The 19,921-nt window shown below is 35.5% G+C and carries 23 protein-coding genes; 3 read left to right on the top strand and 20 right to left on the bottom strand.

Translation table 11 applies throughout. The features are described from left to right. The first annotated feature begins 10 nt into the window (after positions 1 to 10). On the top strand, positions 11 to 1,147 hold the full coding sequence (gene folK, locus I5168_RS04655; RefSeq protein WP_431472752.1) for a 2-amino-4-hydroxy-6-hydroxymethyldihydropteridine diphosphokinase: 1,137 nt from the start codon (positions 11 to 13) through the stop codon (positions 1,145 to 1,147). Here the strand turns inward: folK and I5168_RS04650 are convergent. After that, positions 1,137 to 1,676: an RNA methyltransferase gene (locus tag I5168_RS04650; protein ID WP_431472556.1), complete on the bottom strand. Its 540-nt coding sequence runs from the start codon at positions 1,674 to 1,676 to the stop codon at positions 1,137 to 1,139. The two genes, folK and I5168_RS04650, sit on opposite strands and share 11 nt — an antisense overlap. 58 nt (positions 1,677 to 1,734) lie before the next feature. Continuing rightward, positions 1,735 to 2,736, bottom strand: coding sequence for a PorP/SprF family type IX secretion system membrane protein (locus tag I5168_RS04645; protein ID WP_042277053.1), 1,002 nt, complete (start codon positions 2,734 to 2,736; stop codon positions 1,735 to 1,737). Positions 2,737 to 2,977: 241 nt separating this feature from the next. Between I5168_RS04645 and I5168_RS04640 the strand changes: the two genes are divergently transcribed. Together I5168_RS04640 and I5168_RS04635 are read left to right on the top strand one after the other, a co-directional pair. Beyond that, positions 2,978 to 3,883: a NifU family protein gene (locus I5168_RS04640; RefSeq protein ID WP_105017944.1), complete on the top strand. Its 906-nt coding sequence runs from the start codon at positions 2,978 to 2,980 to the stop codon at positions 3,881 to 3,883. Positions 3,884 to 3,921: 38 nt separating this feature from the next. Further along, positions 3,922 to 4,122, top strand: a complete 201-nt coding sequence (locus tag I5168_RS04635; protein ID WP_042277049.1) for a dodecin family protein — start codon at positions 3,922 to 3,924, stop codon at positions 4,120 to 4,122. Here I5168_RS04635 and tsaB read toward each other — a convergent pair. From tsaB to I5168_RS04545, 18 genes are all read right to left on the bottom strand, one after another. After that, on the bottom strand, positions 4,119 to 4,808 hold the full coding sequence (gene tsaB / locus I5168_RS04630) for a tRNA (adenosine(37)-N6)-threonylcarbamoyltransferase complex dimerization subunit type 1 TsaB (protein WP_431472555.1): 690 nt from the start codon (positions 4,806 to 4,808) through the stop codon (positions 4,119 to 4,121). The genes I5168_RS04635 and tsaB overlap by 4 nt on opposite strands. Positions 4,809 to 4,817: 9 nt before the next feature. After that, the gene (locus I5168_RS04625; RefSeq protein ID WP_431472554.1) at positions 4,818 to 6,104 is read right to left on the bottom strand and encodes an efflux RND transporter periplasmic adaptor subunit; all 1,287 of its coding nucleotides are present in this window, start codon (positions 6,102 to 6,104) and stop codon (positions 4,818 to 4,820) included. A gap of 5 nt (positions 6,105 to 6,109) precedes the next feature. Continuing rightward, the gene (locus tag I5168_RS04620; protein WP_105017941.1) at positions 6,110 to 7,573 is read right to left on the bottom strand and encodes a TolC family protein; all 1,464 of its coding nucleotides are present in this window, start codon (positions 7,571 to 7,573) and stop codon (positions 6,110 to 6,112) included. Between the two features lie 48 nt (positions 7,574 to 7,621). After that, positions 7,622 to 8,803, bottom strand: a complete 1,182-nt coding sequence (locus I5168_RS04615; RefSeq protein ID WP_431472553.1) for an efflux RND transporter periplasmic adaptor subunit — start codon at positions 8,801 to 8,803, stop codon at positions 7,622 to 7,624. 12 nt (positions 8,804 to 8,815) lie between these two features. Further along, positions 8,816 to 10,075, bottom strand: coding sequence for an ABC transporter permease (locus I5168_RS04610; protein WP_060523595.1), 1,260 nt, complete (start codon positions 10,073 to 10,075; stop codon positions 8,816 to 8,818). A 1-nt stretch (position 10,076) separates the two neighbouring features. Continuing rightward, positions 10,077 to 11,324, bottom strand: coding sequence for an ABC transporter permease (locus tag I5168_RS04605; protein ID WP_431472552.1), 1,248 nt, complete (start codon positions 11,322 to 11,324; stop codon positions 10,077 to 10,079). Continuing rightward, positions 11,317 to 12,018: an ABC transporter ATP-binding protein gene (locus I5168_RS04600; protein WP_042277036.1), complete on the bottom strand. Its 702-nt coding sequence runs from the start codon at positions 12,016 to 12,018 to the stop codon at positions 11,317 to 11,319. The genes I5168_RS04605 and I5168_RS04600 overlap by 8 nt, the downstream gene beginning before the upstream one ends. Positions 12,019 to 12,114: 96 nt before the next feature. Continuing rightward, positions 12,115 to 12,327, bottom strand: a complete 213-nt coding sequence (locus I5168_RS04595; RefSeq protein ID WP_042277035.1) for a hypothetical protein — start codon at positions 12,325 to 12,327, stop codon at positions 12,115 to 12,117. 9 nt (positions 12,328 to 12,336) lie between these two features. Then, a complete protein-coding gene (locus I5168_RS04590) occupies positions 12,337 to 12,858 on the bottom strand; it encodes a DUF420 domain-containing protein (protein WP_042277033.1) in 522 nt (173 codons plus the stop codon). Positions 12,859 to 12,860: 2 nt separating this feature from the next. Further along, a complete protein-coding gene (locus I5168_RS04585) occupies positions 12,861 to 13,562 on the bottom strand; it encodes an SCO family protein (protein ID WP_105017940.1) in 702 nt (233 codons plus the stop codon). Then, entirely contained in the window at positions 13,555 to 14,256 is a 702-nt protein-coding gene (locus I5168_RS04580; protein WP_431472551.1) for a membrane or secreted protein, read from the bottom strand. Before I5168_RS04580 ends, I5168_RS04585 begins: the two co-directional genes overlap by 8 nt. Positions 14,257 to 14,314: 58 nt before the next feature. Further along, a complete protein-coding gene (locus I5168_RS04575) occupies positions 14,315 to 14,698 on the bottom strand; it encodes a cytochrome C oxidase subunit IV family protein (RefSeq protein ID WP_042277024.1) in 384 nt (127 codons plus the stop codon). A gap of 21 nt (positions 14,699 to 14,719) precedes the next feature. Beyond that, the gene (locus I5168_RS04570) at positions 14,720 to 15,724 is read right to left on the bottom strand and encodes a cytochrome c oxidase subunit 3 (protein ID WP_085775372.1); all 1,005 of its coding nucleotides are present in this window, start codon (positions 15,722 to 15,724) and stop codon (positions 14,720 to 14,722) included. 51 nt (positions 15,725 to 15,775) lie between these two features. Next, positions 15,776 to 16,354: a cytochrome c oxidase subunit 3 gene (locus tag I5168_RS04565; RefSeq protein ID WP_244895615.1), complete on the bottom strand. Its 579-nt coding sequence runs from the start codon at positions 16,352 to 16,354 to the stop codon at positions 15,776 to 15,778. Further along, positions 16,354 to 17,247, bottom strand: a complete 894-nt coding sequence (gene cyoE / locus I5168_RS04560) for a heme o synthase (RefSeq protein WP_431472550.1) — start codon at positions 17,245 to 17,247, stop codon at positions 16,354 to 16,356. The genes I5168_RS04565 and cyoE overlap by 1 nt, the downstream gene beginning before the upstream one ends. Positions 17,248 to 17,408: 161 nt before the next feature. Continuing rightward, on the bottom strand, positions 17,409 to 17,876 hold the full coding sequence (locus I5168_RS04555; RefSeq protein ID WP_431472549.1) for a hypothetical protein: 468 nt from the start codon (positions 17,874 to 17,876) through the stop codon (positions 17,409 to 17,411). 45 nt (positions 17,877 to 17,921) lie between these two features. Then, positions 17,922 to 19,058, bottom strand: coding sequence for a methionine aminotransferase (locus I5168_RS04550; protein WP_431472548.1), 1,137 nt, complete (start codon positions 19,056 to 19,058; stop codon positions 17,922 to 17,924). A 72-nt stretch (positions 19,059 to 19,130) separates the two neighbouring features. After that, positions 19,131 to 19,877: a succinate dehydrogenase/fumarate reductase iron-sulfur subunit gene (locus tag I5168_RS04545; protein ID WP_431472547.1), complete on the bottom strand. Its 747-nt coding sequence runs from the start codon at positions 19,875 to 19,877 to the stop codon at positions 19,131 to 19,133. Positions 19,878 to 19,921 lie beyond the last annotated feature (44 nt).

The raw sequence follows: 19,921 nt of genomic DNA, 5'->3' as shown, positions 1-19,921 counted from the left end.
TGGCGATAAAATTATAGGCATCTCAAAAATAGGCAATCATAAGGTAATCATAGCGTTAGGCACAAACCTAGGTGATAAAAAAAACCAAATAGAACGCGCTACACGACTTATTGAAACCAAAATTGGTTTAATCATTAAGGCTGGAAAAGTGTATGCAAGCCAAAGTTTTGGATTTGATGGACCTGATTTTTATAACACGGTTCTTCTAATTCACACTATTTACACACCGCAAGATGTACTTGATAAGCTTAAAAATATTGAAAGTGAAATGGGTCGATCGGTTAAGTTCACGGATCATTATGAGAGTCGCCCTATCGATCTGGATATCATTTTTTATGATAACATCCAATTCCAGTCAGAAAGGCTTGATATTCCCCATAAACATTGGCAAGAACGGAATTTTGTTGTATTACCCTTATTGGATTTCTGCAAAGAATGGGAAATAGAAAACGAAACCATTCACATAGGTAATATTGCATCTAAAATGGAGCCATTAGAACCTGTGGATGATGTTGAAATTACGCTTTCGCGAAAGCGATATCCCATTCAACGCCATAATTTCATTGCCATTGAAGGAAATATTGGGTCAGGAAAAACAAGTTTAACACATAAAATAGGTGAAGATTTTACGGGAAAGGAAGTTCTTGAACGATTTGCCGATAATCCTTTTTTGCCCTTGTTTTATAAAGAGCAAGAACGTTATGCTTTTTCACTAGAAATGTCATTCCTAGCCGATCGTTATCAGCAATTACATGATGAAATAGGTCAGCAGGATCTTTTTAAAGAATTCACGGTAGCCGATTACTACGTGGTAAAGTCACTTATCTTTAGTAAAATAACATTATCAGAAGAGGAATACACTTTATACAAACGACTGTTTTACATGATGTATAAGGAGCTCGTCAAACCAGAATTGTACATCTATTTGTACCAAACTGAGGAGCGTTTACTGGATAACATTAAGAAAAGAGGTCGGGAATATGAACAAGATATTCAAACTGATTATCTAATGGAAATCCAGAAAGGATATGCAGATTTTATCAAAACGCAAGACAGTTTAAAAATCAAAGTTATTGATGTAACTGAACTTGATTTTGTCAATAAGCATGAGGATTACATCACAATACTGGATCAAATCAACTCCTAAGTGAACTTACTTTATTGAAAAGGTCATAAATCACAATTCCTGCACAAACTGAAATGTTTAGACTGTGTTTTGTCCCGAATTGCTGTAACTCAATAATCGTATCGCAATAGTCTACAACTTGCTGCTGTACTCCTTTAACCTCGTTCCCAAATACAACGGCTAGTTTTTGTCCTTTCTCAGGTTTAAAATGATACAAGCTGGTACTGTTTTCGGCTTGTTCTATAGCACACAAGTGGTATTGATTATTTTTTAGATTTTCTAGGGATTTTAAGGTATCCTCTACATATTGCCATTCAATAGATTCTGTTGCGCCTAGAGCGGTCTTTCTAATATCCCTATGCGGTGGTTGGGCTGTTATACCACATAATATTATTCTCTCGACACGATAACAATCGGCTGTTCTAAAAACGCTTCCTATATTATTAAGACTACGTATGTTATCTAAAACAATCGTAATGGGTGTTTTGTCGCTGTTTTTATAGGCATCAACATCTAACCTATCTAGCTCTTCATTAAGTAATTTTCTCATCTTGATTTAATTAAAAAAGGCAGCTTTGCAGCTGCCTTAATAATAAAATAAAGTTGGTTTATAGGTTTACAGCAGGACAGTTACAACTCCATCTGTCTTTACGACATAAGAAATCAATTCCTAAAGTAATTTGGTGAAAACCACCACTATCAAATCTAATATCCCCAAATTGGTAGCTGTAGGTATAAGCAATAGTGAAGTTATCTATTTTTGCCCCTAATATTGGAGAAAGTAAACTCAAGTTTTGTTCTTGTACACTATTACCGTCTAAATATTCTGCACCATCAAAACTTTGACGGTAAGATAAACCTAGATATAAGACACTAGTATCATTTAAATCATAATATGCCTTTGCGTTGAAATCCATGAACTGCTCAGCTGTTCTATCAGTTCTTTGATATAATACAGATGGTTCCCATTGCCACTTACTATTTCTAGGTGCAAATAAATAACCCAATGTAGCTATGTAACGTCTTTGATTTGTACTTTCAAATTCACGACTAAAAAGATCACGATTTTGGAAAAGAGCATTCTTTACTGTAAAGTGAGCATAAAATTCTTTGAAAAAATAGGAAGCTCCTATATCGATATTCCAGTAACTGTCACTGCGCAAAACGCCTGTTATAATAGGATCAAAATCAGTTAAATCAAATTCAGATTCATCTAGACGACTTTGAACCATACCAGCGTTTATACCAAAAGATAATCTATTTAAATCTTCATATCCACCACCTACTTGTAAGTGGTATGCATAAGATAAGTAAGCTCCAGTTTGTGAATGGTAACCATTACGGTCATTAAATAAAATCGCTCCTACACCACTGTTTTCTCCTACTCCAGTGTTAAATGAAAGGGTTTGTAAGTTAGGTGCGTCTGATTGATCAAACCATTGCTGTCTAACGGTACCACGTACCTTTCCACAAGCCGCTGCACCAGCCATTGATGGGTGTAATAAATAATAATTATCGGTTAAATAATCTAAGTAAACAGGTACACCTTCTTGAGCTGTCACACATTGTATTCCTAGAACAACTGCTAGTGTTAAAAGTATCTTTTTCATGCGGTAGATAATAGTCTATTTTCCTAAACGTTTGAAAATTAGATTTGTTTTAAAACAAAACTTGTTGGTTTTTTTCAAACAGGCGTAAATATATAATAAATTCTCTAGAGATAGGTTTTATTCAACAGCTAGTTCGAGTATTTCATCGAGTATCAAATTCCTATAGTCTTCTATAAAATGTTCTGATTGTTTGAACTGCTTTAAACTAAGAAACCAACTATCTTTGTTCAAAAATTTCACAATGCATAAAATTGAAATCGTACCTACTGCAAATGAGGCTATTGTAAAGTTTGAAAGCAGTCAGTTTTTAGTAAAAAACAACAGCTACGAATTTAAAAATATAGACGAGGCAAAACCATCGCCACTTGCACAACAATTGTTCTACTTACCTTTTGTAAAAACAGTATATATAGCACAAAATTTCATAGCCATTGAACGATATGATATAGTACAATGGACTGATGTACAGCAAGAGGTTGCTACTCAAATTGAAACCTACCTCAATAGCGACAAACCTTTACTAACTGAGGAATCAAAAACAAAGAAGATTCCAGTAACAGTGTACGCAGAATCAACACCTAATCCTAATGCCATGAAATTTGTGGCAAATAAAAAGCTTGTAGTAAAACCTATTGAATTTAAATCAATAGGCGATACTCAAACCGGAAGCCTAGCTAGAAAATTATTCGAGTTTTCCTTTGTAAAGGAATTATATGTTTCTGAAAATTACATTTCCATTCTTAAACACGATATTATAGATTGGAATGAAGTAAGTAATGAGTTGCGTTCCATGATAAAAGAATCCATGGAAAATGGTCTAGAAATAGGTACTAGCAATCATGAATCAAAAGCCATTGAGAAAAGTAAAGAGCCCGAAGAAAATCAAAAAGTTTTTGAAAATTTAGATGACATCTCTCAAAAAATTGTGGAGATACTAGACGAGTACATTAAACCTGCTGTTGCTGGTGATGGTGGTAATATTGCTTTTGAAAATTATAATGAAAACACCAAAGAGGTAAGTGTTATTTTACAAGGTGCTTGTAGTGGTTGTCCGTCATCTACTATTACCTTAAAAAATGGAATTGAAACGATGCTTAAAGAGATGATTCCTGGTAAAATTGATCGTGTAGTTGCTCTTAATGGATAATTTTATTATAACTTTATAGAAATCAATTCAATAAAGTTATGGCAATTTTAAAAGTTATAGAAGTTTTAGCAAACAGCGATAAGAGCTGGGAAGACGCAACTAATAATGCAGTGGAACAAGCTGCAAAAAGCGTCAACAACATTAGATCGGTTTACATCAACGAGCAAAGTGCTCAAGTTAAAGATGGAAAAGTAACCGAGTATAGAGTTAATGTAAAAATTACATTTGAAGTAATTTAACCACCTATCTTAAATTCTTTGAGATAATTTGGCTCAAAATAAGCGACATCAACGGTGTCGCTTTTTTTATACCCATCAATGGCGAGACCACACAGTGCTGCTGCTGTTGGATTTACTTCGGTGATATATTGCTGTTCGATATTTAGAAGTTCTCTCGTTTTTTCTATACCAGTTCCTATGTAGGATATTGTTCCGCTTTCGCGAAAGCGAATAAAAGAATCATCTTCAACAACTACTGGTTGTGATTCAAGTACTCGTTTACCTGATCGGTCAAATATTGAAGCATATACTTCCATGCGACGTGCATCAAGAAAAGCGGCTGTAAATTCGGAATCAATTTTATTAATTGTAGATAATGCTTGTAGTGTATCAATAGCAATTAAAGGTACGTCTAGGGCAAAACTCAAACCTTTAGCTGCACTCACACCAATTCTTAACCCAGTATATGATCCTGGTCCAGAGCTTACAGCAATAGCATCATAATCACCCATTACATATCCATTCCTAGTGGTGATTTCACCTATGAAAACATGAAGCTTTTCACCATGATTGTATGAATCACTATTGTCTTCAAGTATATCCAGCACCATAGCAGCACCATATGTATTACTAGCAGTAGCGCTGTCGCTAGCTATTGCAACTGAACAATTAGTACTACTTGTTTCAATACAAAGAATCAAAGGCATAGCTAAAATTTAATCTTCTTCAGATTCCGATTCTGAAGCATCATTAGAGCGATCCTTTTTAACACGAACTAGTTTTCCCGTTTTTAATTTATCAGTAACTGCTCGATAAGGACCGGTAATGATTGTTTCTCCTATATCCAGACCATCTGTGACAACGATATTACTGTTGTCTTGGATTCCTGTCTCTACTACTCTAAGCTTGGCTTTGTTACCATTTAATACATAGACACACTCAAACTTTTTGGCATCCAAAGAAATTTCTGACCTTTTCTTTTTTTCTGTAGTATCAGTTTTAACTACTATCGAACTTATTGGCACTGCAACAATATCTTTACTTTCTCTTGTAATAATATCTACTGTTGCGGTCATACCTGGTTTAAACGGACTGTAATTTTCACTTTTACCTTCTAACAAGTCAGTGTAACTTTCTGGTAAAATCCTAACCTTAACTTTAAAATTTGTTACTTGATCTGCAGTTAATTGACCGCTTGCCGTATTTGCGATTTCAGTAACAACACCTTCAAATTCCTTCTTTAAATAAGCGTCAACCTCGACGATTGCTTTATCTCCTACTTCAATCTTAACGATATCATTTTCATTTACATCTACTTCTACCTCCATGGAAGACAAGTCGGCTACTCTTAATAATTCTGTTCCTGCCATTTGTTGTGTACCAACTACACGTTCACCTAATTCAACTGCAAGAAGTGAAATTGTACCAGACATAGGAGCATAAATGCTAGTACGCTGTAAGTTGTCAGATGCTTCATTAAGAGTAGCACCTGCACTTTGAACATTGTAAAACGCACTACGTTCTGATGCTTTGGCTCTTTCATAGGCAGCTGTACTAGTATCAAAATCTGCCTGAGAAATTACGCCTTTATTAAAAAGTTGCTTACTTCTGTTATAATTTGCAGTTGCCTCGGCAAGGGTTGCTTTTGCTTGTTCATATCCGGCTCTTGCATTTGCCACACCAGCTCTTGTACGACTAACACTTGATTCTAATAAATCTGGATTAATGCGCACAAGTAAGTCGCCTTTTTTAACAGCCTGACCTTCTTTAATAGGTAACTCAATGATTTCACCAGGAACTTCTGGAGAGATACTAACTTCAACCTCTGGTCTGATTTTTCCAGTAGCACTTACAGTTTCTGTGACATTCATTTTTGTCACTTCTTTGGTCTCTACCAGTAAACCTTTATCACCGCCGCCTATGGCTCCAGTCGATTTAAGACCGATTAAACCTAAAACCGCTACAACGATAATAATACCTATGATGATTAAAGTTTTTTTCATTTATCTTATAATTTTAATTCTAGAGGTTCTATCCCAAAAAACAATTCAAGCACCTTAAGTCTAAAGATATAGTCGTATTTAGCTTGATTTAATGTAATGATAGCATTGTCGTATCTCAACTTACTTTGACCAAAATCAAATGCATTTGTAAGTCCCACATCATATCTTTCTTTTGCATACTCATAAGCTAATTCTTGAGATTCTAATGCGGTTTTTGCAGCGTCAAAAGCCTGACGTGATCCTTGTACATCAACGTAAGCTTGGTACACACTACTTTCTAGATCCAACTTTGCTTGTTCTAATTGGTATTTAGAACGTTCAATATTAATTTGACTGCGCTCTACATTACTACGAACACTAAAACCATTGAAAATTGGAACATTAAGTTGGAAACCATAAGCTATACCATCGTTTTGATACAATTGATCTATAAAAGGCTCTGCTCCTACTAGTACGGTTTCTAATACTGGCACTTCAGTTACCACATTTTGTCCTGTACCTTCAACAGTTCCTATGATTTGTGTTTCGGTAGGATTATTAGGGTCGGCTATACGTTGGTCAAACGAGGCATTGTTAGTATATCTAGTATCATAGCTAAAAAACGCACTTACTGTAGGTAGGTAAGCCCCTTTGGCTATTTGTAAATCTTTTTTGGCTAATTCTAAATTCTGTTCTGCGATTCGAACCTCTGAACGATTTTCTTCAGCAGAACTGATGATTTCTGTAACTGGTTTTTCAGAAACATCTTCATCAATTACCTCAAAATCCTCATCGGCAATATCAAAGTTCTCATAGTCCTCAATTAACAGCAATTGAGCAAGACTTACTCTACTTATAATTACAGCATTTTGTGCGTTGATAATTTGTTGTTGCTCTGTAGCATCTTGAGCTTTGATTTCTAATAAATCACCTCGTGGTAGTTGACCAGCATCTACCAATTCTTGAGTTTGCTTAATTTGATCCTTTGTAATCTCGTTTTGAGCTTTGAAGGTTTTCAAATTTGCTTTATTTGTAAGTATTTGAAGATAGTTATTTGCAACTGCAAGTGCTATGTCATCTTTCATTTTATCTAGACGATATTCACTAGCAATTTTTGAAATTTTTGCTCTTTGTAATTGTCTAAAGTTTCTAAACCCATCAAATACGTTATAACCTACATTAACTCTTCCCGTTGCAGAAAGGAATGTTGTTGTTTGTGCGTTATTGGTAACTGGGTTAAAACTTAATCCGGTATTTTCTGAAACTCCTGCACCTGCATTTAACGACGGTAAAAGATTACCTAGTGCGCTCAATTTATCGGCATCTGCTGCTTTTAAATCTAACTCACTTTGTTTGATTGAAATGTTGTTATCCAGCGCGTATTGTACACACTCTTGTAAAGTCCATTTCTTATCGGTGGATGTTGTTGATTGTGCTTGAATCGCTTTCGCGAAAGCGAAACACATAATAATTAAGAGTACTTTTTTCATAATTGGATATCTATATGTAGATCTCGAAGATGATTTGTTACAAGAATTTTATCCATTATATCCTCCACGGCCTTGTGGAGCTTTTAATGGATTCCAAACTTTTATTGCATCGTCCTTGCTGATACCTGATTTGATTTCAACAAAAATCCCATCACTAAGTCCTAGTTCAACTTCCTTGCGCTGGAATTGTTGATCTCCTGTTTGGATTTCAACAAAAGGTTTTTTTGTCTCGTTATCGTATTGTACAAGGGCTTCCTTGATTGCAAGTACATCGGTACGTTGATCAAGGATAATACTTGCGTTTGCACTGAGTCCTGCTCGTATAAATGAATTTGTTTTGTTTTCCTCTGGAGCTTTAAGAGTTCCTTTAATCGCAAATTGAATAGCACCATTTTCTTCTACACCTTTAGGAGCTATATAGTCTAGTACTGCATTGTATTTTTGGTTATCATAGGCACCTACAGTAATCTTAAGTGGTAATCCTTCCTTGATTTTACCCACTTCACTTTCATCTACCTTACCTTCAAATATCATCTTATTAATATCTGCAATAACCGCAATGCTAGTTCCCTCGTTAAAATTATTCGCCTCAATTACTTGATTTCCTTCTTTAACTGGAACGTCAAGTACCATTCCATCAACGGTAGATCGTATTGCTGTTTGTGCATATTTACCCAAAGATCCTGAGGTCGTTCCTGTGCGCAGGATGTCATAATTTTGTTGTGCTCCTCTTAAATTGACTTGTTCTTGTTTATAACGTTGTAACGCATTGTTGTATGCGTTTTGTGCTAGATCAAAGTCATTTGCGGCTACAACTCCTTTATCAAAAAGCTGTTTTTGCCTTTTATAAATCGATTCCTGATTATCTAGTGCAAGTTTTGCGGTTTGTACCGCGTTACGAGCTTGATCAATACTATTCTTTGCATTTGTAAGTGAGCTCACGTTGGGAACCACTTTGATTTCTGCAATAAGATCACCTGCTTTAACAAACTCACCTGCTTCAACATGAATTTTATCAATAACACCTGAAATATTAGGCTTAATATTAACTTCTTCTTTAGGTACAATGCTACCTGTTGCGACAGTTTCTTTAACGATCGTTTTTGTTTCTGGTTGTTCTGCGGCATACTCAATCGGATCTTCTTGATCCTTTTGCCATATCCAATAAATTCCGATTAATGAGGAAATTACGATTACTAATAAAACAATTATAGTCCCTGTTCTTTTCATCTAGGTTAGTGTTTATTCTGTTCTTAAAGCGTCTACTGGTTTCATAGTGGTTGCACGACTAGCCGGAATTAGTCCTGCAAAAAGTCCTGCAACTGTAAGAAATATCAAAGCGATTATTATTACTGTTATGTTTACTGTTGGATTTTTAAAATTATCTACCGGTCCATTCATATCCAGTGCATAATTCATTAACCACATAACTAATGCAGAAAATGCAATACCTGCTAATCCAGAAATTAAGGTAAGGACAAGTGATTCTTGAAGAATTTGTTTTTTAATCATCCAAGGAGTAGCTCCCAATGCACGGCGTACTCCTATTTCATTAGTTCGTTCTTTTACTACAATGAGCATGATATTACTGATACCGATTCCTCCTGAGAAAAGGACAAGTATTCCTACGAAATAACCAACAATTTTTAGAATATTAAAAAGGCCTGAGAATTGTGCAAACCTTTCTGCTAAATCAAAATTACCGACAGCTCGCATATCATCTGGATGGACTTTGTGCTGGGACCTCATTAATGCAAGTATATCTGGCTTTAATTCGGTAATACTGATATCATCATGAGCTGTTAATGTAAACCACCCAACATTGTCTGCTGTGTTGAAAGCCTTGGCAAAGGATGTAAAAGGAATAAAAATGGTATTTGCCTGTTCCTCACTATCTCCTTTTGTGTTTGGGTTATTAAACACTCCTATCACTTTAAAATTAACACCATTAATTTTTATGTACGAGCCGATAGGCTCTTCTCCCAAGTCAAATAAAGTTTTTTCTACATCTACACCGATTACCGCACTTTTCATTTTATTATCAATATCTGAGTAACTGATCCAGCGACCCTTGATAATATCCATGTATTGTTGATTAATAAATTCTGGGTAATCTCCATTTACCTGAAAGGCTCCTGTTTTTTCTTTACGAGTAACATTATTTGCTCCACGATAACCACCTAGTTGTAATCTAGGTGAGACATACTTTAATCCAGGAATGTTATTTTTTAAAGCGTCGATATCATCTGTTTTGAACTGAACACGACGACCTTTATTCATTCCTTTGTAGGCCATTGACGTACTTTGACCCCACATGAACATGGTGTTTGTAGCTTGATTTGCAAAATCAACGGCTACACCTGTACGCAAACCGTTAGTTAAAGCTAATAACAACACTAGTATTGTTATTCCCCAAAAAACCCCAAATGCGGTTAGAAAGGTTCTAAATCTATTTGCGTTAAGCGCTTCTAATATTTCGTTCCAACGATCTCTATTAAACATACTATTCGTCTCTTAATGCCTCAATTGGTTTAATATTAGCTGCTCTTCTAGCAGGTATAAAGCCGGCTAGTGCTCCTGCCACAACAAGAATGAAAACCGTAGTCATAACAGTAGTAAAGTCTACCGTTGGATTGTGTATGAAATCCATTTCTACATAAGGAGCAAAAATTTGTAGTAATCCTACACCTGCAAACAAACCTAATAGTCCTGCAATTAATGTTATAAAAATAGCCTCTTGGAGTACCATAAATATAATTTCTGAAGGTAGAGCTCCTAAAGCTTTACGTATTCCTATTTCTTTGGTACGTTCACGCACGATAATGATCATAATATTCCCTACACCTACTACACCTGCTATTATTGTACCTATACCAATAAACCAGAAAACAAATCTTATTGTATCGATCAATCCGAATATTTTCTTTGCTTCTTCTAATGTGTCGTCAACTCTAACCGCTATACGATCATCTGGAGCTACAATAAATTTAGTTCTTAAATCATTGTCTATTGCTTGAGCTAGCATTGCACTGCGTTCCACAGTTTCATCAAAAGTTGCAGCTGGCTCAACCGTTATTGCAATTCGATTTACATTATCTCCTGCGTTAAATACTTGTTGTGCACTAGATATAGGAATAAATGCTCTAGATTCTTCACGAGTTCCTCCAGGATCCGTATAAACTCCTATAACTTTATAGTTAATGTTGTTATTAAGGAGGATTGTTTTACCAATAGGATCTTCCTGCTTAAATAGATCTTCTTTAATTTGATAACCGATAACAGCTACCTTTCGGTTTTCATCAACATCTTGCTGACTGATGAATCGACCTGAAACTAATGTTTGATTTTCTATGTATTGTTGGTCTGCCTCGGCTCCTTCAATACGGTAATTACCTTGCTGCTGCTTGTAGTTTATTTGTCCGCCCCAATTTGAGTATAAAGGCGTTTTATACTCAATATAATCTTCATATTTTTCAGTAAGGTTATTGTAATCACCATTGCGCAGTTGTAATCGCCTTCCAGGATTTAATCCTTTATATCCTTTTGAAGTTATCCTTGTGGAAACCTGAATCCGATTAGTAGCGTCTTGTTCAAATTGTTTGCGAACTCCATTTTGTATTCCAGAGGAAAATCCAAGAAGAATTACCAATATGAAGATTCCTGATGCGACCGACATACTGGTTAAAATAGTACGTAATTTATTTTTGCTTATTGCTTCAAATATTTCCTGCCATCTTTCTACATTAAACATGTTGGATAGCTTTTACTTGTTCTACTTTACGATCGTCAATGATTAAACCATCTTTTAAATTCACCACACGCTTTGTCATTTCGGCAATGTCGGGTTCGTGTGTTACAATAAGAATGGTACGACCTTCATCATTAATTCCTTGAATAAGATCCATCACTTCGTATGAAGTCTTGGTGTCTAGAGCTCCTGTTGGCTCATCGGCAAGTAGTACCTTTGGGTCACTGGCTAGCGCTCTAGCGATTGCGACACGCTGCTTTTGACCTCCAGAAAGCTGATTAGGTAAGTGTGTTGCCCAATTTGCCAGACCTACTTTATCTAGGTAATGAAGTGCTTTTTCTTCACGTTCTTTTCTATTTACTCCTTGGTAATAAAGTGGCAAGGCTACGTTATCAATTGCTGTTTTGTAATTGATCAGGTTAAAAGACTGAAAAATGAACCCCAAAAACTTATTTCGATACTGGGCAGCAATTTTTTCATTGAGATTTTTAATAGGAACACCATCAAGAACGTAGCTACCTTCATCTGCCTCGTCTAACATTCCTAGAATGTTAAGCAATGTACTTTTACCAGAACCTGAGGAACCCATGATTGAAACTAGTTCTCCTTCTTTAACACTGAAGTCTATACCCTTAAGTACATGAAGAGAATTGTTACCTGTACGGTAACTTTTGTGTAGGCCTTTAATTTCAATCATTATAATGGTTGTTACTCTGTTTCTTTAAAGAAACATATTAACTAGACCTCAAATTTCCGCAGATGTTACAGTGACAGAACCTAAAAAAACGTTAAATCAAGTTTTTTTGGTAGTGCTGCGATAGATCATATATATAATACCGCCAATTAAAATGTATGGAAATGCCATTAAGTAGGTAATTCCATCGTTTAAACCTTCTGCCTCTGCTTTGTTGCCAGAACTTTCAATTACGGCACGGCACATTGCACATTGCGCTTTCGCGAAAGCGGAATAAAGAAAAACAGTGAGTAATACTAAAAACCTTTTCATTCTAGTCGATTAGTAGTAAGGAGCCATGAAAACATACACCAAAACACCTGTTATTGCAACGTATAACCAAATAGGGAAAGTCCATCTTGCTATACGACGGTGTTTCTCGTATTTTTTATTCCAAGCAAAATACATAGTGTATAGTACTAACGGCAGTATAATACCAGATAAAACTATGTGCGATATCAAAATGAATAAATAAATAGCTCTAAAAGGAGCATCCTCGGGATATGGAGTTGGATCGTTGCTAATTTTTGATATTACATAGCTCACAAGAAAAATGGCGCTCAATACAAAAGCGGTAGTCATAACCTTGCGGTGCTTTTGTCGATCACCATTTTTTATTAAGAGTAAACCCGTTACTAACAATAAAGCAGTCATACCATTTATACATGCATGAAGTAAAGGAAACATGCCTGCTTCAACTCCTAAAAAGTTGAAACGCTCTGGTAAGAACATAAGAACTACCACTACCAATGGAACTAATATTGAAATGGCTATAATAATGGCTGGACCTCTTTTTTCTAACATAATTAATCGTTTAAAAGTGTAACTGCATCCTCAACTATTTCATCTATTTGTGGCGGCGCATCAAATTCCTCAACACCGCGATATACCATAATCCAATTACCGTATTCATCCTTGCGAGACCTTAAGAAACCTTCTTTATCTACTAAAGCAAAGTTTCCACTGTGTTCAAATCGAATTGCTGGATCATCACTTTTTTTAATGTATGAACTAAAACCTTTTTCGGCTAGTTCAAAAACATCGTCAATCTCTCCATGTAAGAACCACCAGTTACGCGTATCATCGGTATACCTTGCGGCATACTCCTTCATCACTTCTGGAGTATCTGTAATTGGGTCAATGGTTATAGAGATTGCTTTGAAATTTTTGTATTCCTTTAATTCATCATGAACGGTTGCCATATTCTTACTCATGGGTGGACAAATAAGACCACAACTTGTAAAGAAAAAATCAACGATATATACCTGACCCAATAAGGTTTCATTAGTTATCGTATCACCACGTTGATTGACAAATTTAAAGTCTGGAATCTTTCCATGCTTATACAGAAATTTATCGGCCACGGGAGCGCGATCTTCTGTACGATTGCTATCTACGACTTTATCCTTATTGATATAATGCACGACATTCTTAACCGCAAAATAGCCGAAAATGACAATTATTATTGCCAAGCCAATGTAATAGGGCGTGTCCTTTTTCTTACTCATCTTTCTTTATCTTTTCTGAGCGATTCTTCTTAAAAGCCATACGATATTCGGCCATAAATACACGAATATCATCAACCATTGTTTTATTTATGGCTGCAAGTGAGCTAGTATCATAACCAATAACTTCATCCTCTTCATCATTGCCAGGTCTGCCACGTAAGCGTGCCTTTTTATCAACCATAAAAGCGTAGTCAGACGATAGATCAGAGTTTAATTCCAAATCTGTTCCTAAAGAATTAAAAAAATCTTTGATGCTTTGGTCATTACCAGTTAAAAAATGCCAATCGGTTAAATCGGTATTCGTTTTTAATTGATAGTAAACATCTTTCATATCACCTGTTCCACTAGTATCAATGATACTTATCATTTGAAAATTTTCAAATTCATGAAATTTGCGGTACACCTTTTCATTGATGTTTGAAATATAACCAATACGTTGATAAGGATTTTTACCAAGAAATGTAATTATTGTAAGACTATCCTTTAATTGTAATGTGGCATTGTCCTCCAATCTTTTGAAATTTTCAATAGATCCGATAGATTCCTTAACCACTGGCAAAGTTTTAAACTTGTGCTCTCCATTCAAAAAAAACAAATATGCAATTAAAGGCAATGCAAAAAGTACTATGAGTACAAAATTACTTTTTGCCTTATTTGTTTGATTAATTCCTTTTGCCGGTGGTAACTTTTCCATAATCAGGTATAAAAAAGGACGGTAAATACCGTCCTAGTTCGTTTGTTATTAGTAAGCATTAGAAGTCAAAACTTACGGCTGCATTCTTATAAACCTCATATATGTAATCACCTTCTACAAGAAGTATAGCTATTAAGTAGATTATTAAGAAAACTCCTGTCCAAACTACTGCTCTTCTCAAACCACTTACCTCGTCACGCATGTGCATGAAATCCCAAGTAATATAATAAGCTTTTACAAGAGTAAGTATGATAAATATCCAGTTAAGCCATTTAAGGGCAAGGAATTTACCGTTTAAAATATCTGGCTTTATATAACCTAGAGCAACTTCAATAATAGTTACGATAGATAAGAAGATAAGTACACCCCAAATCTTTTGAGTGTTTGATTTAAACTTAACTAAACCTCTAAATATCTCTAATTTATGTGCGTGTTCTGCCATTTTAAAAATCTTTATCTATTATTAAACTAAGTAGAAGAATGTAAATACGAAAACCCAAACAAGGTCTACAAAGTGCCAGTAAAGACCAACTTTTTCAACCATTTCATAACTTTTTCTTCTTTCATATGTTCCTAAAAGAACATTGAAGAAAATCACTAGATTGATCATCACACCACTAAATACGTGAAAACCGTGGAATCCAGTGATAAAGAAAAAGAAGTCTGCAAATAGAGGAGCTCCGTACTCGTTTACCGTAAGGTTTGCACCTTCAACTACAGCTTTACCATCCTTTTCTAGTTTAATTAATGCTTCTTCTCTAGAAAGAACTAACTTCTCTGAAGCACCAGTTTCTGGGTTTTCAATAAGTTGTTGTGTTCTTATTGTAATATCTGGATTAGCTTTAAAAGCATTTTTCACTTCTTCAATAGTATAAGTCCCTTGATATCCAGATGACTCATACCATATTCCTTCACTATTACCTAAAAACTCTGCATCTCTAGGTCCAACAGTAACAAATTCATCAAGACCTACACGTTTTTTATGATCATCAACCTTAACAAATTGTAAAATTTTACCACCGTTTGTTTGAACAGCTCCGTACTCTCCATTGATGAAGTTTGCCCATTCCCAAGCTTGTGAACCAACGAAAATGAAACCTCCAATTATAGTAAGCAACATGTAAAGAGAAACCTTCTTTTTGTCCATGTGGTGACCAGCATCAACGGCTAGTACCATTGTAACAGAAGAACCAATAAGGATAAAGGTCATCAACGCCACATAAAACATAGGTGCATCAACACCATGTAAAAATGGGAAGTGGTTAAACACTTCATCGGCGATAGGCCATTCTTCAATAAATTTAAATCTTGAAAAACCGTATGCGGCAAGAAATCCTGAGAAGGTTAATGCATCGGACAAGATGAAAAACCACATCATCATCTTACCATAGCTAGCGTTTAACGGTTTTGCATCACCGCCGCCCCATTTTTGTCCTTCAGTTCCAGTAGTAGCTACTGCTGTTTCCATAGTTAGTTATTAGATATTCAATAAGTCGCAAAAATAAGTCTAAAAATTCTTTTATGCTAGTAAGAAAAACACAAGTAATAACACCCACAAAATATCTACAAAGTGCCAGAATATAGCACCTAGCTCAAATCCTAAATAATTTTGAGAGTTATACTTACCTTTAATTGCATTAAATGTTATCACCATTAAGCTTATTAATCCCGCGACAATATGGACCAAGTGCGCAAAAACAATGATATAAATAAAGCTAGCTGATACACTACTACCACGACCGGTAAAGTAATGTTTTAGGTTATATAAAGTTTCAAAACCTGCGAATTGCATGTAGACAAAAACAGATCCCAAGACAAAAGTAGTAACCGTTAAAATAACAGCACCCTTATTATTTCCAGCTTTAATACTGCGCTTTGCAAGCCACAATGCTATCGAACTTAAAATTATAATTCCTGTACTGTAGTAAAATTCTTGTGGCAATTCTATTTCAACCCAATCTTTTCTGGGCCTACTTACTAGATAACCTGAGGTAAGACCTGCAAACATCATCACCATACTGGCAATCGCAAAATACATCATTTGCTTTTTGCTTCTTGCTAACTTCACCTCGTGAGGTACTTCTGTATAATCAGTCATTAACGTAAAAATTTATCGGCAACATAAATTATCTGGATAAGGGTAATGTAACTCACACTAACCAACATTAATTTACGTGCTACTGTTTTACTTTGTTCTTTAAATAATTTGATGGCATAATATAAAAACCACAATCCTAATATTCCTACCAATATTGCACTGTACCAAGTGATGTACAATTCTCCCGTGATGTTAAACACTGGAATAATAGAAATCAAAACTGTCCATATGGTGTATAATACAACTTGTAATGCCGTTCCTTTATCGGCAGCACCTGTAGGTAACATTTTAAAACCACCAGCTTTATAGTCGTCTTCTAACATCCAACCTATCGCCCAAAAATGAGGAAATTGCCAGAAAAACTGCAGCATAAAAAGAGTACCTGGCTCTATACCAAAATCACCACTAGCAGCTACCCAACCCAGCATATAAGGAATAGCTCCTGGAAATGCTCCTACAAAAACACACAAGGGTGTAATGGTTTTTAAAGGAGTATAAATAGCCGCGTATAATACGATACTTAGAGCACCAAAAAATGCCGTCGGTATATTAATAAGATAAAGTAAAAACACACCTGTAAGGGCGATGGCTATTCCATAAGTCCAGGCAACAGGCACGCTTATTCTACCCGTAGGAAGCGGTCTGTTTTGAGTACGCTTCATGAGAGCATCACGATCGCGCTCAATAATCTGATTAAAAACATTTGAACTACCTACAAGAAAATATCCGCCTGCACATAAATAAAATAGCTCTAGAAAATCTGCGTTTTCAACAGCAAGAAAATAACCTGCAATAGAAGAAAAAACAACAACCACAGATAGCCTAGGCTTTGTTATTTCAACAAAGTTTTGAATAGCGCTTGGAGATTTTATAACCGTTTCTGTTTGACTCAAATCCTCAATTTAAAAGGTTTGCAAAGATACTTATGAAGTCGTCCTTGAGCAAAGGAATTAACAGATTGTCGCACAATATTTTCCAAGAATAATGCGATAAAAATATTCTTCTAAAGTGAGTGTGAATACGCTTTCGCGAAAGCGTACTTAATTATCAACTTTTACTGCTGCCTAGGTGGTGCGCTGGGATAAAAGAGCGGCTCTTTGACAGGAACATTGTTTACAATAATCCATAGATCACCAATTAGAACAGCCATATCACCGTCATCTACTTTACGCACGGCGTTTTCAGGGAAAGGTATTTCATTTACAACCTCTTTTGAAGAATCTGAATGCATTACCACGTCTCCTTTTTGATTATTGAGTCTCACCCTATACCAGTTAGGTTTATCTGGATGGATGGATACCTTATCGGTCCAAGAACCCTTGAAATATACTTTACTAGGTTTTGCATCAAAGAATGCTTTTTCAAAATCAATTAAATATCCTGATCCAGAACCTGGCGCGCCACCGCTCCATTGCTGTACAGATATTGTATTTTCATTGTTTTTTGCATTCATAGTTTCTACTCCTTCTTTTGATTTACAATTAACAAGTGTTAATGCAATCATTAAAACCATCCATTTCATTTTTAATCTTTTTACAAACGACTACATAAATCTAGCCAAATTTTACTAAAGTGCTTTTAAGATATTTGCTGCTTGAATAAGCTCATCATCCTTTTTAGCAAAACAAAATCTAAGTTTCTTCGTATTATCATTACTCATAAATACCGAAATAGGAATTGAGGCAATTTTATTTTCAATCGTTAATCTTTTTGCAAAACTAACGTCATACTCATTAGTTAATGATGAATAATCCAATAACTGAAAATACGATCCTTGAGCAGGCGTGAATTTAAATACACTATCTTTAAGTAAACTTAAAAATAAATCTCTTTTACGTTGATAAAAAGCCCCTAACTCTAAATAATGGTTTGGTGTTTTCAAATACTCAGCAAGGGCAACTTGAATGGGATGATTTACACAAAACACTAGGTATTGATGAACCTTTAAAAATTCTTTCATTAGAACTTTACTCGCGACACAATAACCGGTTTTCCAACCTGTTATGTGATAGGTTTTTCCAAAACTACCAATTATAAAACTACGCTCTTTTAGACCTTTAAAACTTGCGGCACTCATATGTTTATTATCGTCAAAAACTATATGCTCGTAAACCTCATCACTTATACAAATTAATCCATGGTCTACCACCAGTTTTTGCAAGCAAAGCATATCTTCCCTATTCATAACGGTTCCACTAGGATTATGTGGTGTATTTATTATAATAGCCACCGTTTTATTCGAGATTTTTTGCTTCACAAGATCCCAATCTATCGTAAAGTTTTGCACATCCATGCTTATAGGTACAGGTATACCACCAGCTAATTGAATGGCTGGTTCATAGCAATCATAGGCTGGTGTAAAGAAGATAACTTCATCTCCAGGATGAACTATCGCTTGTATCGCTGTAAATATAGCTTGGGTAGCTCCTGCAGTAATACAAATTTCATCATCTGGTCGATAGATAGCTCCATAGCAATTGTGAATCAAATTACTTAAGGAAACTCTAATTGACAACAAACCCTGCATGGGTGCATATTGATTGTGGTCATTAGTAATCGCATTTTTGATTAATGATTTTAAGTGATCATCTGTTGAAAAGCTAGGAAAACCTTGTGATAGATTAATTGCGCCATGCTCTCGTGCCAGATCACTCATCACGGTAAATATGGTCGTAGAAACATGTGGTAATTTGGAATTGATCATAAATAAGTAAATAAAAAAACCTCTCTTGTTAAAAATAAGCAAGAGAGGTTTAAGTTCTATTTAAATTGTGTGTTATCCTATAGTTTCAGCCTTAAGATACTCACGATTCATACGTGCGATATTTTCTAATTTAATACCCTTTGGACATTCTACCATACATGCACCTGTATTGGTACAGTTACCAAATCCTTCAAGATCCATTTGACGTACCATATTTTCAACACGGGTAGTAGCTTCTACCTGACCTTGTGGTAATAATGCATATTGAGAAATCTTAGCACTTGTAAATAACATCGCACTTGCATTTTTACAAGCTGCTACACAAGCTCCACAACCTATACAAGTTGCACTATAGAACGCCTCATCGGCATTTTCTTTCTCAACTGGAATAGCGTTTGCATCTTGCGTGTTACCAGATGTGTTAACCGATATGTATCCACCAGCTTGCTGTATTCTATCAAAAGCTGAACGATCTACCATTAAATCCTTAATTACCGGAAAGGCTGCTGCTCTCCAAGGCTCAATAGTAATGGTATCACCATCATTGAACTTTCTCATGTGTAATTGACACGTTGTTGTCAATTTTTGAGGACCGTGCGGTTGACCGTTTATCACCATTGAACATGCACCACAAATACCTTCGCGGCAGTCATGATCAAATTCTACTGGCTCTTCACCTTTGTTATTAAGATCCTCGTTAAGGATATCCATCATTTCGAGAAACGACATATCACCATCTACACCATCTAACTGGTAGGTAACCATTTTACCCTTGGCATTTGCGTTTTCTTGTCTCCAGATTTTTAAAGTAAGTTTCATACTTTCTATATTTTATAGATTACGCTTTCGCGAAAGCGCAACAT

The organism is Nonlabens sp. SCSIO 43208 (assembly GCF_050703575.1).
Classification (GTDB): Bacteria; Bacteroidota; Bacteroidia; order Flavobacteriales; family Flavobacteriaceae; genus Nonlabens; species Nonlabens tegetincola.
The sequence above is the reverse complement of the archived record's forward strand: the minus strand, read 5'-3'. Positions and strand labels throughout refer to the sequence as shown.